This is a genomic window from Sulfurospirillum diekertiae, assembly GCF_002309535.1.
Classification (GTDB): Bacteria; Campylobacterota; Campylobacteria; order Campylobacterales; family Sulfurospirillaceae; genus Sulfurospirillum; species Sulfurospirillum diekertiae.
In genome coordinates this window covers 125,717-140,191 of record NZ_CP023275.1, presented here as the reverse complement: position 1 = coordinate 140,191, position 14,475 = coordinate 125,717, and the positions used below count along the sequence as shown (strand labels likewise).

The 14,475-nt window shown below is 36.4% G+C and carries 15 protein-coding genes; 2 read left to right on the top strand and 13 right to left on the bottom strand.

All coding sequences use genetic code 11. From position 1 onward, the window contains the following. Window positions 1–4 precede the first annotated feature (4 nt). Genes SJPD1_RS00780 through pyrC form a run of 4 tightly spaced genes read right to left on the bottom strand, consistent with a single transcriptional unit; the run spans window position 5 to window position 3,689 of the window. Complete coding sequence (locus SJPD1_RS00780) at window positions 5–1,156, bottom strand: PilZ domain-containing protein (RefSeq protein ID WP_096045534.1); 1,152 nt, start codon at window positions 1,154–1,156, stop codon at window positions 5–7. A 32-nt stretch (window positions 1,157–1,188) separates the two neighbouring features. Beyond that, window positions 1,189–2,037: a sensor histidine kinase gene (locus SJPD1_RS00775; protein ID WP_096045533.1), complete on the bottom strand. Its 849-nt coding sequence runs from the start codon at window positions 2,035–2,037 to the stop codon at window positions 1,189–1,191. Next, window positions 2,027–2,692 carry a response regulator transcription factor gene (locus SJPD1_RS00770; protein ID WP_096045532.1) on the bottom strand — a complete coding sequence of 222 codons (666 nt, stop codon included), beginning with the start codon at window positions 2,690–2,692 and terminating at the stop codon, window positions 2,027–2,029. The genes SJPD1_RS00775 and SJPD1_RS00770 overlap by 11 nt, the downstream gene beginning before the upstream one ends. Beyond that, window positions 2,682–3,689, bottom strand: coding sequence for a dihydroorotase (gene pyrC, locus SJPD1_RS00765; protein ID WP_096045531.1), 1,008 nt, complete (start codon window positions 3,687–3,689; stop codon window positions 2,682–2,684). The genes SJPD1_RS00770 and pyrC overlap by 11 nt, the downstream gene beginning before the upstream one ends. Before the next feature lie 92 nt (window positions 3,690–3,781). Between pyrC and SJPD1_RS00760 the strand changes: the two genes are divergently transcribed. Next, entirely contained in the window at window positions 3,782–4,801 is a 1,020-nt protein-coding gene (locus tag SJPD1_RS00760; protein WP_096045530.1) for an aldo/keto reductase, read from the top strand. Window positions 4,802–4,851: 50 nt separating this feature from the next. Here the strand turns inward: SJPD1_RS00760 and SJPD1_RS00755 are convergent, their stop codons facing one another. The 6 genes from SJPD1_RS00755 to SJPD1_RS00730 all read right to left on the bottom strand — a co-directional run bounded on the left by SJPD1_RS00755 (window position 4,852) and on the right by SJPD1_RS00730 (window position 10,464). Next, on the bottom strand, window positions 4,852–6,033 hold the full coding sequence (locus tag SJPD1_RS00755) for an ammonium transporter family protein (protein ID WP_096045529.1): 1,182 nt from the start codon (window positions 6,031–6,033) through the stop codon (window positions 4,852–4,854). Between the two features lie 95 nt (window positions 6,034–6,128). After that, window positions 6,129–6,467, bottom strand: coding sequence for a P-II family nitrogen regulator (locus tag SJPD1_RS00750; protein ID WP_087437446.1), 339 nt, complete (start codon window positions 6,465–6,467; stop codon window positions 6,129–6,131). A gap of 47 nt (window positions 6,468–6,514) precedes the next feature. Beyond that, on the bottom strand, window positions 6,515–7,033 hold the full coding sequence (locus tag SJPD1_RS00745) for a peptidylprolyl isomerase (protein ID WP_096045528.1): 519 nt from the start codon (window positions 7,031–7,033) through the stop codon (window positions 6,515–6,517). Further along, window positions 7,034–7,693, bottom strand: a complete 660-nt coding sequence (locus tag SJPD1_RS00740) for a response regulator (RefSeq protein ID WP_087437444.1) — start codon at window positions 7,691–7,693, stop codon at window positions 7,034–7,036. A gap of 1 nt (window position 7,694) precedes the next feature. Continuing rightward, window positions 7,695–9,311, bottom strand: coding sequence for a sensor histidine kinase (locus tag SJPD1_RS00735; protein ID WP_096045527.1), 1,617 nt, complete (start codon window positions 9,309–9,311; stop codon window positions 7,695–7,697). Next, complete coding sequence (locus tag SJPD1_RS00730) at window positions 9,301–10,464, bottom strand: ABC transporter substrate-binding protein (protein WP_096045526.1); 1,164 nt, start codon at window positions 10,462–10,464, stop codon at window positions 9,301–9,303. Before SJPD1_RS00730 ends, SJPD1_RS00735 begins: the two co-directional genes overlap by 11 nt. 126 nt (window positions 10,465–10,590) lie before the next feature. Between SJPD1_RS00730 and SJPD1_RS00725 the strand changes: the two genes are divergently transcribed. Next, the gene (locus SJPD1_RS00725; protein ID WP_096045525.1) at window positions 10,591–11,229 is read left to right on the top strand and encodes a class I SAM-dependent methyltransferase; all 639 of its coding nucleotides are present in this window, start codon (window positions 10,591–10,593) and stop codon (window positions 11,227–11,229) included. A 38-nt stretch (window positions 11,230–11,267) separates the two neighbouring features. Here SJPD1_RS00725 and SJPD1_RS00720 read toward each other — a convergent pair whose 3' ends face one another. The 3 genes from SJPD1_RS00720 to SJPD1_RS00710 all read right to left on the bottom strand — a co-directional run bounded on the left by SJPD1_RS00720 (window position 11,268) and on the right by SJPD1_RS00710 (window position 14,438). After that, the gene (locus tag SJPD1_RS00720) at window positions 11,268–11,570 is read right to left on the bottom strand and encodes a hypothetical protein (protein ID WP_096045524.1); all 303 of its coding nucleotides are present in this window, start codon (window positions 11,568–11,570) and stop codon (window positions 11,268–11,270) included. A 61-nt stretch (window positions 11,571–11,631) separates the two neighbouring features. Beyond that, entirely contained in the window at window positions 11,632–13,221 is a 1,590-nt protein-coding gene (locus SJPD1_RS00715; protein WP_096045523.1) for an HD-GYP domain-containing protein, read from the bottom strand. Between the two features lie 32 nt (window positions 13,222–13,253). Then, a complete protein-coding gene (locus SJPD1_RS00710; RefSeq protein ID WP_096045522.1) occupies window positions 13,254–14,438 on the bottom strand; it encodes an MFS transporter in 1,185 nt (394 codons plus the stop codon). Window positions 14,439–14,475 lie beyond the last annotated feature (37 nt).

Genomic DNA, 14,475 nt, shown 5'->3' with positions numbered 1-14,475 from the left:
ATTATTACACCAAATAATCTTTTAACTCACTATTAAGATCTTCGAGAATTTCACGCTCCCTCAACGTTATATAACGTAAAATCTTTTCACTCATAATACGATCTGGAAAAATACGCATACAATATCTATAGGAGTCTTTGTATTCAATAATATTGATAACTTCGCCTTGTACTTCAATTTTTCTATCCCCATCTGTTGAAACGAAAGCACTATTTAATTCAAAGGCTATTAAAACTTTTGCACCAATAAACATGCCATTATTTTCATTACTTACAACACCTAAACCACTCATAGAAAGATCATATAACCGACCACTGGTTTGAAGGTTACCAAATTGGTGTAGAAAAACTTTAGCAATGATATCAGGATGAACCCTGATAAACTCTCGCTGAAGGGCTGGCATATTGAGTAAATAAATAAAGTTGGTTAACACTACTGTATTTGTTTGAAAATTACTATAAACAATATCTGCTTTTAGATGCTTATTAAAATAATCATTTTTGACAATAAAGGCTTGACCATCAAGCTTCATTGCAATTTCCTGCAATTGGTCAATTTTAAAAGTGACATTTTCACCTTCAATATCAACTACCGTTGCTTCTGAGCTAACAGGGACACCTTTATAAAGGTTGAGGAAAACAACACTCTGCTTTTCTTGTTTCATTTGATTAAATGTTTCAATAATATTATTGGTTGGAGAGAACATAACATCATTACTAAAGCTCATATCAAATGCTCCAGTAAAATTACATACTTTAGGCGTTACTTCACTTTCTATCAGATTAATAAATCTACTCACACACCCAATTAAAAGCTCAATTTGTGGTGTCATATCATGCATTTTTGTAAAGGTAATATAATTTTCAATCAAATAAAACATGCTTCGATTGATAAGAAACCCTATCATCACACCATCTTGACGCATATGTACAAAAACATCTTCTCTAAGCTCACCAATGTCATAATCACACTTGAAGAGCCCTTGATAGATTGCCAAAGCAACCTCTTTTGCCTCTTCTTTCGTAATTACCTTATCATAACTGATACACAGACAGGTAAAATAGTCTATAAACTTCTCTTCAAACTCTTTTAGAAAAAGTTCTGATGTGGCTAAAAACTTCTCTTTGTCACTTTGAGAAACGACTTCATTTTCCATTGTCATGTCCATGATGATTTTTATTGATTATATCATTTTTTATTCAAGAGATATGCTATATCCAATATGACCTCTGTACCCACATTTTTTTGAGAATTAATACGCATGGCTATTTTAAACTCATCACAATATGCCTTTACAAGACTGAGCCCTATACCATATCCTTCTTTTGTCGTATCCACCTGATAATAACGATTAAATGCCAAAAAGAGCTCTGCCTCACTCATACCAATACCTTGGTCTTTAATGATAAGCGTATCTTCTTCTTGAAAAATAGAAAGAGGGTTATGATTTTGGTTGTATTTCAAAGCATTATGAACCAAATTAGAAATGACTTTGGCTAGACCATGTTTATCCGCAAAGAGCTCTACATGTAAAACATTATAAAAAATATCCACCCCATTAGCCATCTCTTTTTGTTTTTCAACGACTTTCATTACGAGTTCATCCAGATAAAATTTCTCTCGAACATCGGATTGAATCTCTTTTTTAATGTAATAATCCACCTCTTGATAAAGCGTATATAAGTCTTTACTGGCTAATTCAATGCGTTCTAAGCGCTTGAGCTTTTTAACATCTTGCTCATCGGCTTGAAGCATTTGAAGATTTGCATTGATGACAGAAAGAGGAATGTTAAGCTCATGAAGTGTGTCTTTGAGCAAAATATCGAGAAAACGGTTTGTTTTAAACAAAGATGAAAGGGTATAAGAGACGATGAGATACCCAATGATTAAAGAAGTAACCAGCAAAGGTACAATAACCCAAACTTTGCTTTCTCCTAGATATTCCCATAAAGCAATGCCAAAGAGGGCTACAAAACAGATAGCAACACTAAAAGCTAAAACGGAGCGAATAAAAAAAATTCTATCACTACTTCTCAAAACGATACCCAATTCCTCGGATATTTAAAATGCTATCTTTGCCAAAAATCTTTTTCAGATTATTGATGTAAACTCTGATTGATCCTTCATTGATTTCTTCACTACTGCTCCAAAGCCTTTCATGGATCATCTCTTTGGTCACAACTTTACCTCGCTCTTTGACCAACAAATAGAGCAATTCAAAATCTTTGAGATTGATGTCAAGCTCTTCTTGATTGTGAAAAAGACGTTTACGTGCAAGGTTGAGCTTATACTCATCATCAATTTCGAGCCAATCATCCACAATCCCTTTTGCACGTGCTAAAAGTGCTTTAATGCGTAACAAAAGTTCTCCAAGATCAAAAGGCTTTTTAATATAATCATCGCCACCTAACATAAAACCTTTTGTAAGGCTCTCTTGATCGCTTAGGGATGTCACAAAAATAGCAGGGGTACGATCGCCCGATGCACGAAGTTCCTTTAAAAAATCGAACCCACTAAGATCTGGAACTTTAACATCTAACAGATAAAGATCATACTTGTTTTCATAGCACTGTTTCAGTGCCTCTTTTCCGCTTGAAACCAAAGTACAAATATAATCATGCCCACCTAAAAAATCTTCCAGTGTTTGAAGAAGCAGTGTGTTGTCTTCTAAAATAAGAATTTTATACGACATGTGTAATACTCCAAGCCAATGTTTCGTTAGCAAACATAGGGACAACGTCAGCATAACTGTGTGTGACGTAAAAGGGTACTTTTTCTAAAATAACCTCTTTATATAGAGGTTTATAGCCATAAATTGTTTGTGCATTGTTACTGACAAACGCTTGTAGTGAAGCTAATGCGTTATGTTTGTCAAATAGTTCTACGAGAGCTTGCAAGGCAATCGGTGCCGTAAAAACACCTGCCGCGCAACCGCAACACTCTTTTTTATGAATCGGATGCGGCGCAGAATCACTTCCAAACATCACTTTAGGATGTGCTTTAAGGCTTACATGTAAAAGTGCATCGCGGTCTTCATAACGCTTGGCTATGGGTTTACAAAAAAGGTGAGGTTGAAGCATTCCACCGGCAACATCATCTAACGTTATCAAGAGGTGATGAAGTGTGATCGTTGCATAAAGATTTTCATATTTGTCCAAAAGTGCCACACTCTCTTTGGTGGTAATGTGCTCCATAACGATTTTAAGGCGAGGAAAGGCAGAAGCTAAACTTTCATAAATGGAGCCAAACTCTTTTTCACGATCCATTACAAAACCATTTGTTTCACCGTGCACACATAAAACAAGCCCAAGATCGCTCATCGCTTCCAAAACAGGGCGCAATGTCTCAATATCCATGCTTGCCACACCGCCCTCAGAATTGGTTGTAATGCCAGAAGGATAGAGCTTCAACGCTTTTACATGTAAAGCTGCTTTTTCTAAAAATTCACGCGTATAATCCGAACGAAAAAAAAGTGTCATCAAAGGATCAAATACATTGTTGCCAATAGCGCTTATAATGCGCTCTTTATAGGAAAGTACCGCTTCAATGGTCGTAATAGGAGGAACAACATTGGGCATGATGATACCGCCCGCAAAACTGTGTGCACTCAGTGGAGCAACCACTTTGAGCATCGCTTCATCACGTAAATGCAAATGCATATCTAAAGGAGAAAAAAGTGTATGTGTCATCCAAAACCTTTTTGATCTTATTCGAAGAAATTTAATTATATCAAAGCATCGCCAAAATGTTATACTTTGAAAAAAGAGAAAAGGCAAGAGAGATGGAATATCGTTACATCGGAAAAAGTGGACTAAGAGTGACACCCATTTGTATGGGTACAATGAGTTTCGGTAGTTGGAGTAATAAGACAGAATCATTCAAAATACTCGATACTGCGTATGATCGTGGCATTAATTTTTTCGATACGGCTGAACTTTACCCTGTTCCTCCCAAAGAGAGCTATGCTGGAGTCACTGAAGAGATTATCAGTGAATGGCTTGCAACAAAGCCTCGTGAAAGCATCATTTTAGCAACTAAAATTGCTGGAGCAGCAAACGGCTGGTTTGTGCCACCCATTCGCCATGGCTACACAGCAATCGATCGTTTTCATATTCAAAAAGCGGTTGAGGGAAGTTTAAAACGTCTCAAAACAGATTACATCGACCTTTATCAAGTCCACTGGCCTGATGAAATTGTGCCAAAAGAGGAGTCGATGAGAGCCTTTGATGAACTCATTCAATCTGGCAAAGTACGCTACATCGGCACATCCAATGACACAGCCTATGGGCTAACGAAATCAAATACAATCTCTCAATATGAAAAGCTAGCACGTTTTGAATCCATTCAAAACAACTTTTCACTGCTCAATCCCCGCTTCTTAGACGAACTTGCAAATGTCTGCCGCAAAGAGAGCATTTCGCTTCTTCCCTACTCGCCGATGGCAGGGGGCGTTTTGAGTGGAAAATATAACCAAACGTTTATTGATCCTAAAAGCCGTTTTGGAGAATATTTACAAGCAGGGGAGCCTAGACAAAAAGCGATGTATAAACGCTTTGTCAATGATAAATCCTTATCAGCAACAGCCAAATATATTGAGATTGCAAAAAAATACGGTATGAGCCCAGTAACACTTGCCATTGCTTGGAGCATGCACTTTGATTTTGTTGCTTCCACCATCATTGGAGCACGTTATGCGACACAACTTGAAGAGAGCTTTAAAGCCCTAGAGATTAAGCTCAGTCCTGAAGTATTAAATGAATGTGAAAAAGTTCAAAAAGAGATTTTATACCCGATGGGATAGTTTACATGTAAAGAAGTTAGGGAGCCCAAAGCTCCCTATATAGCACTGTTTTAGACTTTTGATTTAATAAATTCTGGATACGCTTCCAAGCCACACTCTTCAAGATCAAGCCCTACATACTCATGTTCTTCATCACTTCTAAGCCCAATGACTTTTTTGATAATTACAAAGGCAACGTATGAGACAGGAAAGGTAAAAAGCCCTGTTATAGCAATTCCCTTGAGTTGCGTAACCAGTGAAAAATCAGCAAAAAGCGCTACGGCAATCGTGCCCCAAATACCATTGACCAAATGAACAGAAAGTGCACCCACAGGATCATCGATTTTGAATTTATCAAAAAGAGGAATCGCAAAAACGACCAATGTTCCGCCAACAGCACCAATGATAATTGGCTCCCAAAGGCCAACTACGTCTGCGCTTGCAGTAATGGCAACAAGTCCTCCCAACGCACCGTTTAGGATCATCGTAATATCAAGCTTTCGATACTGTACATACACAATCATTGCAGCTATAATTGCACCCGCGAGCCCTGCTGTATTAGTATTGACGATAATTAAGCCCACAAGGTCAGCATGTTCAACACTGGAGATATGAAAAGCGCTTCCTCCGTTAAAACCAAACCAACCAATCCAAAGAAGCATACCTCCCAGTGTTACCAGTGGGATGTTGGAAGCAGGAATTGCTCGTATCTGTCCTTCTTTGCTATAACGACCTCGTCTAGCACCTAAAACCAAGATACCCGCCAATAATGCCCAACCTCCCACGGAGTGAATAACAGTACACCCTGCAAGATCATGGACCTCTTTTAAAAATCCTCCACCCCAAATAGCATTTCCAACGATAGGATAGATAAAACCACTCATTAATACTGCAAAAATCATAAAAGGAATAATACGAATTCTCTCACTAACGCCTCCACTCATAATGGAAACCGTTTTACTCACAAATGCCATTTGAAATAAAAAATAGGCATAAGGACTATATCCATCTGTAGTCACACCTTCAAGGAAGAAGCCATTTCCGCCAAACATGTTATTGTAACCCCAGAGTAAAAAAATAAAAGAAGTGATGGCATAAAGCATGACATTGCCTGTAAGTACAGCCGAAACATTTTTGCTACGAACAAGACCCGCTTCAAGCATTGCAAAGCCCGGAACCATAAAGATAATTAGAACAGAAGAGAAAAGTAAGAAGAAAGTGTCAATAATATAGTGCATATGAGATTGATCCATTACACATAACCTTTGTGTGAAATAAAATGTAACGGATAATTGTACAAGAAAGAGGAAAAGCTTTGTGATTAAAATTTAATCACAAAGCTTAAAGTTTAGATAGCATCTTCGTTTTCTTCAGCTGTTCTAATGCGAATAATTCTTTGAATATCACTCACAAAAATCTTACCATCGCCTATTTTACCGGTCTTTGCTGCTTCTAAAATCGTTGAAATTACTTTGTCTACATTTTCATCAGCAACAACAATATCTAGTTTAATCTTTGGCAAAAAATCTACAACATACTCTGCTCCACGGTAGAGTTCAGAGTGGCCTTGCTGTCTTCCGTAACCTTTTACTTCATTCACAGTCATACCTGTGACTTCAATACTTGCTAGCGCATCTTTAACTTCTTCAAGTTTAAACGGTTTTATAATTGCTTCGATCTTTTTCATAGGGTATCTCCTCTATTGTTTCAAAATTGAGACTATTTTACCTTAAATTATTTTAAATACGCTTTGAGAATTTTTTGTGGTTGCATCGGCATGTCTCTACCATCAGTTGTAATATTTTCAAGCTTACGAACAACATCCATACCTTCAACCACTTCTCCAAAAATAGTGTGCCTACCGTTGAGGTGCGGTGTTGGAACAGTTGTGATAAAAAATTGACTTCCATTCGTATTGCGACCAGCATTCGCCATAGCTAAAATTCCCGGTTTGTTAAATACAATATTGGGTTTAAATTCGTCTTCAAATGGTTTCCCATAAATGGATTCACCACCACGTCCTGTTCCCGTAGGGTCACCACCTTGAATCATGAAGCCTTTAATAATGCGATGAAAAGTAATGCCATTGTAGTATCCTTTTTTCACCAAACCTTCAAAATTTTCACATGCTTTCGGTGCTACCTCAGGCTTCAATGCAAACACAATCGTTCCTTGGGTTGTTTCAAAAACAACCTCACTTGCCATAAGAGCACTCCATATCCCTAACAATAAAACTAAAACTATTTTCCTCATCTATTGATCTCCAACAAGCTTGGTGTTTCTAAAACGATACATCTTATTTTTAACTTTTTCCAAAATACCCACTTTGATAAGTTGCTGAAACATATGTACAACCGTAGGCTTACTCACGCCAATATTATCAATAATATCTTGGTATGAGCCATTAAAGATTTTATCATCATCCAAATGACTGATGATATATTTTAAAATCTCAATTTTTTTACCCCCTATAAGAGCGGCAAGTCCTTCAATAATAAAAGAACACCCTTGAATCTCTTTACTATGCAATTTAGGGAGCATCGCACTATAAATAGTACTGATTAAATCTTTAACATTAATCGGTTTCATAATAAATCCATCAACTTTAAGCGTAATCGCCTCAATGAGATATTCTGTTTCAGTAAACGCAGTTGTAATGATCGCTGGAATATCACGATGGTACTCATTCTTAAGCTTTTTGAGCATCTCAATACCATTCATCACAGGCATTAAAATATCTGTTACAATAATATCAATATCTTTTTCAAGCGCAATTTTAAGCCCCTCTTCTCCATTGGATGCTATATATACTTCTTTGACAAAATCTTTTAAAATCATCTGCGTTTGTATTTGCACTGATTTTTCATCTTCGACATATAACACCACACAATCTTTTAATCCATTAAAATCCATATTATTTATCCTCCTTTTTATCAAGTGGTACCAAAATGGTTATAATCGCACATTTTTCGTAACGCTTGCCATTACTAAAAACATACGATATATTCGTTCCGATAATACTGCCTCTCATCTGTTTTTCAATAATTTGTTTTGACATGTACAATCCTATACCTGTGCCTGAGGATTTATGTTTGGTCGTAAAATAGGGTTCGAACATTCTATCTTGGACCTCTTCACTAATCCCACCGCCATTATCTATTACACTAATTACTGCGTTATTTGCTTGTTTTGTAATGATGATTTCAATATATTTTTCTTCAATATTTCGCTCTTCTAAAACATCTTTAGCATTAGAAAAAAGATTCATTAGCACTTGTGAAAACTCATTGGGATAACCACTAATCTGTACATCTTGAGTACAATTTAAAAAAATATCAATACCTGATTTTGCATAATATGCTTTTACCAACTTCAGGCTATACTCCACGGTGTCTTTAACACTAAAATGCTCTTCATTTTTATTTGGCTTAAAAAAATTACGAAAATCATCAATGGTATGTGACATCAATGACGCTAATGCAATGCCTTCTTTGACCTGTCTATCGATAAATTCATCGCTTAATTCGATTCCAGCCAAACGTTTCATCTGAAAGCTTTGAATAATAAGTACAATTGCATTAAGCGGTTGACGCCACTGATGTGCAATATTGCCAATCATCTCACCCATTGAAGCAAGCCTTGATTGACGAAACATGATCTGATCTTTTTGGCGACTTTGATCCACTTCATGCTGCACTTTAAGCTCAAGGTTGCGATTAAGCTGTTGCAACTCATAGGTTTTAGCATCTACCATCTTAGCAAGCCTTGCATGAAGTAGACGAATATTTTGTAACAACACAATGGCTAAAAGTGCCGCAAAAGCAATCGTACCAATCGTTGCTACGACAATCCACTCAAATGTATTATCATAAACTTTTTCCGTACGCGCATACCCCTCTTTCGCACTGTCTAAATTCAGATTGATCAAACCTGTCAGATCAATATTGATCGAATAGACACTGGGGTAGAGTTCATTTTGTAATATGTCAATTGCTTTTGGCGATTGTTTTGTTTCAAAATAATTAAACATTTTGAGCAAAATTCCATCAATCGTATGGATTTTTTGTTCAATTTTTGAAATTAAAATATCATCCTCTTTAGTTTTAAAAAATGGTTTATGCCTAGGATCATCCATAAATCCCCATGAGCGCGCTAGTTTGATAAGCCAGTCACTTTCGTCAATACTCAAACTATTTTTATACTCTTGAAGTTCGATTTTAATGAGCTCTTGTGCAAGGGCAATCACTGTTTTACCTTCTTGAGCACTAATCATGCCTTTTTCAATATCTCGAATCGTATCTAACACATTAACGGTATAAATATCTTTGAGGTTTTCAAGCCGAATGGTTGGAAGCATTCGCTTCGTGTATAAAATATCGAAATTATTTTTAATGCGGTTAATACTCATATGCGCAAAACTACCAATAAAAAACATACCCACAACCATAATGAGAAAAAGAAGCGTTGTCTTTTTCGCAATCGTCATCTCATCGATGCTACCCATAAAATCACTCAAAGGATTAGTGTTCATCGTTTTGCCCTACCGAGTAAAAATCATCATCGACATATTCACTTAAATGGACACGATGTAAACACTTACAACGCTCATCTCTATTTTTAGAAATGGCCGTTTCGTCTAATGTTTTTGAAAATGTTCCCAACGCCTTAATAAACTCTTCTTTTGTAAACTTTTTTCCTAAACTTTTAAAAACTTCAGCAATCATACGCGCTGCAAAATATCCTTCCAATGAGACATGCCCCAGTTCTTCTTTAGGGTAATATTTATGCATCAACATACGATAATTTTCTACCTCTTCCACTTCAGATGTCCACGGAGAAGGTACAACTTGTGCGAAAGTGATCCCTTTACCATTGCCATGTAAAAAATCAATCAGCGGTTTAGGTTCAATAAATGAGAAGAGACCAAATTGAATATTTTGACGGATTTTTTGACTTTTGCGCGCCCGCTTAATAAACTCAGCTGTTGGTGTCGTAGAGCCTATCATCAAAATAACTTCAGGATTGCATAGCTCTATTTCGTACAAAGCATTTCCAACAGAGAGTGTATTACGTTTATAACTTCCCTCTCCTACAAGCACAAGATTACGTTTTGCAAGAGCATTTTTGACACCACTAAGACCCGTTCTTCCATAACTATCATTTTGATAAAAGAGTGCAAAACGTTTATATTTAAGATCATCCGCATAATATTGTACGAGCTTTTCAATTTCATCGAGATCGCTGGCTCTGGCATTCAGAACAATGGGATTAGGAGGATTACGTAGAAATTCTGCTCCCGAATACGCACCTACGAAAGGTATCCGCTTTTCAATGGCAATGGGGAAAATAGCCTCAGCTACGGGTGTGCCAATAATGCCAAAAAGAGCAAAAATTTTATCTTTTTTAATCAGCTCATCAACATTTTCAATGGCAATTTTTGGTTCATAACGATCATCTTTAGCGATAATTTCTATCTTTCTTCCATAAACACCACCGTGATCATTTAAATTTTGAAGATAGATTTCCGCACCTAGTAAAAATTGATTGCCAACGCTTGTAAGCCCACCACTAAAAGGTCCACTCATCCCTAAACGAATCACATTGCCTTCAAATTTTGTATTGGCAAAGAAGTATGGCAACATAAAAAGAGATACAAAAAGAAGAATTCCGATGAGTTTACGCATCTTTGTTTTTAGCTTTCACAATATTTTGCAGATATAATATCAACTATTCTTTATAATAATGCTTAATTAGTAAAAAATTATTTACTTAAATAGCTTTTTTGAAAAAATAGGAAAGAGAGTTAAAAAATGAAATGTAAAATTTGCAATTATCCTATAAAATTATGGGAGGACACCCAACTTCAAAAGCGTTATTTCTACTGTTCAAACTGTCACGGTATTTGCCTTGATTCAGCCTATTATCTTACACTGGAAAAAGAGCATAGTCTCTACAACAATCATCGAAATTCGTTAGAAAATGAAGGTTACGTAAAGATGTTCGAGGATTTTTTAGATTTCTTTTGGAATGATCTTACATGTAAAGAAAAAGCCCTTGATTTTGGTTCTGGACCAACACCCGTCCTGAGCCAACTTATGACCAATAGAGGTATTCACGTCGATTATTATGATAAGTTTTACCAGCCTATAAAATGCTTTGAAGATCAAACCTATGATCTCATTACCTCGACGGAAGTTTTTGAGCACTTAGCTAACCCCCATGAAATATTAAAACTTTTAGCCCAACATCTTAAACCTGATGGCATGATTGCACTAATGACACTTTTTCACAGTGATGATAAAGCTCATTTTTTAACATGGTGGTATCGAAGAGATCCAACACATATTATATTCTATACTCCAAAAACACTTGAAATTTTGGCACGACAGTGTGGGTTAGAAGTTGTGAAAACGGATGGTAAGAGAATAGCGATATTGCAAAAAAGGTAGCGATGAGTGTCGCTACCTCTACTTTGAACTTTTAATGCTTATCTATAAGAACGGTAATAACCGCCTTCATAATAGTGATGATGGCGTGGTGGGTCAACATAAATAACCCTCTCTGGTACATAAATAGGTTCTCTGTACACAACCGTTGGTCTGGTTTCATAATATACAGGACTTTCAACATAACGTGTTGGTTGTTGTGATGCATTAATTAAACTACCTAGTAATACAACTGCACCTGCACCAATCAGAGCACCCTGTTCTCGATCGCCCATTGCCTGAGCGCTTGTGATGCCACTGAGGACTAACACAGCTGAGATTAATAGTGTATTTAAGATTTTCATCTGGGACTCCTTTTCTTTATATAGTGAAATCCTAACACAAAATCGTGAAGTATTTGTGAATTTAATCTTTTAAATTTTCACGAGTTTCTAAAAAAACATCTAAATGCTCAAAGAAAATATCAACAAGCTTTGGATCGAACTGTTTTCCTCTCTCTTCTTTAAATAATGCAAAGATTTTTTCATCTTCCCATGCAGGTTTATAAATTCTTGCACTTCCAAGCGCATCAAAGACATCTGCTAACGCCGTAATACGTCCATAAATATGAATATCTTCGCCACTTTTTTGATCAGGATAGCCTTTACCATCATAGCGCTCATGATGCTCTTTTGCCACAATAGCTGCCATTTTAAGTAGTTCTCTTTGTGAATGTTTAAGCATTTCATACCCGAGCATTGCATGTGTATTCATAATTTCCCGCTCTACTTCATTAAACCTTCCAGGTTTATTTAACACACTATCAGGAATACCAATTTTACCTATATCATGCATTGGGGAAGCGAGTTTGAGCATTTCAGCCTCTTCTTCATCAAGCCCATAATAGAGGGCAAGTATTTTGGTATATTCAGCCACACGTTTGACATGATTTCCTGTCTCTTTTGACCTCGTCTCACCAATGGAACCCATCGTAAAAAGAACCTCTTTTTGTGTATCTTCGATCTCACGATTGAGTGCATTAACCTCTTCAAGTCCCTCTTCTATTTTTGCTTCCACCTCATCCATAGTGAGAGAGACATTGCGAGAAACCTTAATAGCAAGCAAAATGATAAAAAGAATGGTCACTATCCCCACTAGAAGCTGAATCAAACGCATCTGATCAAGAAAACGACTGGAGAGTTCTGAGATCATCTCTTCTAAAGAAATACTGACTTTTTTGTTATCATCCAAAACTTCGGAAGCCTGATCAATCGTTGTATGTTCAATCAATTTTGTTTCTTCAATTTTGATTGTTTTTTCGGCAATAGTACGTACAATCTCTTTATAATGAATCAAATTTTCATGAAGATCTCCAGTTCCTTTTTTCGTTGTATCAATCAGTTTATCAATAGGTGCGAGCCACTTTAACATTGTGGCATTATTGCCATGCTGATACAGCATTTCCTTGCTGTAATAGCGAAGATCACTAAGTATTTTGATCTGTTCTATACGATTATTCTGTAATATATGTTCTTGAATTTCAACACGCGCACTATTTTCTTCTGGATAAAGAGCTTTAAATATCGCAACGTATTCTAGTTTTTCACATTCAAGTTTAAAAATGTCATCATACATTAGCTCAAGACGATGCTCGTTGGTGTAAAGAGTGTTGAGATAGTGTTTGATTGTTTTATCTTTTTGTATATTGGGAAGGAGTGCATTAGAAAGATAATTATGTGTATGTTGAGATAATTTCGTACGCAAGTATTCAAAACGTTTTTCATAGGTTGCAAATTCTGCATGCAATTGTTCTAATTTTTGAACTTCTGTGGTTTTTGTACTCTCAAGAATAATATCATTCATTCCCTCTTGCATCAACAGAATAGAGGAGATACTCTCTCTAAAATTACTATTTTCCTTAATTTGATACGTAATAATAACACTAATCATTCCTAAAAAAAGGAGCATCACTATGATCAGGACAAAACTAATTTTAACCCTAGTGCGAATATTCATACGCAACCCTTTCACTCAAAAAGCTTATTTTATCACAGTTTTTGTATCCATTTCCAGTAAAAACCAAAAAGGAAAAAAACTGCTCCTAGCCCACAGGTAATCTGCCATAAAGAGATACCAAAATCAAACAGTGCCCCGATAGAGAATGAAACAAATGTACAAGCACCCATAAAAACCATATCATTGTACGCGATGACTCTGCCATAAAATGCCTCATCGGTTTCATATTGCAAAAGTGTGTAGGTGTATGACCACAAAGTCGTTGTAAAAAGTCCACACAAGAAAATGCCTATAAAGCTGAGATAAAAATCATATTGCAACATACCCCAAACTATAATGCTAACACCTTGTGCTATAAAAAGATAAAAAAGAGTTTGAGGATTAATGTAACGGCTGAGCGCTAACTGTCCTAAAATTTGAGAAAGCGCCCGTGCCGCATTGATAGCTCCCATAACTAGCGAAATGGATAAAATATGTTTGTACGCATGATCTGCCAAGAGGGCAATGAGTGCATCATACGCACTAAAGCCAATACTCGCATGTAAAAAAATAATATGTATAATCTTGGGATGTGTCCGTAAATAAGTAAATCCACTCCAAATCATTGTCTTTACATGTAAAGCATGTTTGCTTGCAAGAGAGGGGATATCAAGTCCTAAAAGCATGTAAAAACCAATGCAATACAACAGCATATCAGCTATAAAAGCGCTGGTTGTTCCAAAATAGTAAATATAAAAACCTGCTACGGCCATGCCTAAAGCATAAGAAGTTGACCAAATAACAGAATGAATTTCGTTGGCAGTTTTCAAATCATCATCACTCAGTAACTTTGGTAATAATGACATCTCAGTTTGAAAATAGATACTCCCTGTTCCCATTCGTATAAGGATTAGCACTAACAGTAACCATAATGCATCTAAGGAGTGAATAAACATTAGCCAAAAAACGGTAAAAATCTCAATGGCTGTTAAAAAAAGCATAAATTTTTTGGTATTGACTTTATCAATAATCGCTCCGCTAAAAGGAGCTAAAAGCATTGATGGCAAAAATGTAAACGCTGCTGCGGTACTCAGTGCCCAAACAGGAGCGTCAAGACTTATCAGTAATGTATAAATGGCCATATGGCTAAACCATGCGCCAAAGTAACAGATGAGCTGAATCACACTCAATCTTCGGAGTGTTGCATTGTTACGTAACAACTCACCATAATGGTTCATATCTTCTCCTAAACTCTTTTAGCCGCCATTGTAGCGC

Coding starts and splice junctions, on each gene's coding strand:
- pyrC (WP_096045531.1), bottom strand. CDS start 3,689: ATGACACATACACTTTTTTCTCCTTTAGATATGCATTTGCATTTACGT.
- SJPD1_RS00740 (WP_087437444.1), bottom strand. CDS start 7,693: ATGGATTTTAATGGATTAAAAGATTGTGTGGTGTTATATGTCGAAGAT.
- SJPD1_RS00715 (WP_096045523.1), bottom strand. CDS start 13,221: ATGAATATTCGCACTAGGGTTAAAATTAGTTTTGTCCTGATCATAGTG.
- SJPD1_RS00760 (WP_096045530.1), top strand. CDS start 3,782: ATGGAATATCGTTACATCGGAAAAAGTGGACTAAGAGTGACACCCATT.
- SJPD1_RS00755 (WP_096045529.1), bottom strand. CDS start 6,033: ATGGATCAATCTCATATGCACTATATTATTGACACTTTCTTCTTACTT.
- SJPD1_RS00730 (WP_096045526.1), bottom strand. CDS start 10,464: ATGCGTAAACTCATCGGAATTCTTCTTTTTGTATCTCTTTTTATGTTG.
- SJPD1_RS00725 (WP_096045525.1), top strand. CDS start 10,591: ATGAAATGTAAAATTTGCAATTATCCTATAAAATTATGGGAGGACACC.
- SJPD1_RS00720 (WP_096045524.1), bottom strand. CDS start 11,570: ATGAAAATCTTAAATACACTATTAATCTCAGCTGTGTTAGTCCTCAGT.
- SJPD1_RS00745 (WP_096045528.1), bottom strand. CDS start 7,033: ATGAGGAAAATAGTTTTAGTTTTATTGTTAGGGATATGGAGTGCTCTT.
- SJPD1_RS00710 (WP_096045522.1), bottom strand. CDS start 14,438: ATGAACCATTATGGTGAGTTGTTACGTAACAATGCAACACTCCGAAGA.
- SJPD1_RS00770 (WP_096045532.1), bottom strand. CDS start 2,692: ATGTCGTATAAAATTCTTATTTTAGAAGACAACACACTGCTTCTTCAA.
- SJPD1_RS00780 (WP_096045534.1), bottom strand. CDS start 1,156: ATGGAAAATGAAGTCGTTTCTCAAAGTGACAAAGAGAAGTTTTTAGCC.
- SJPD1_RS00735 (WP_096045527.1), bottom strand. CDS start 9,311: ATGAACACTAATCCTTTGAGTGATTTTATGGGTAGCATCGATGAGATG.
- SJPD1_RS00750 (WP_087437446.1), bottom strand. CDS start 6,467: ATGAAAAAGATCGAAGCAATTATAAAACCGTTTAAACTTGAAGAAGTT.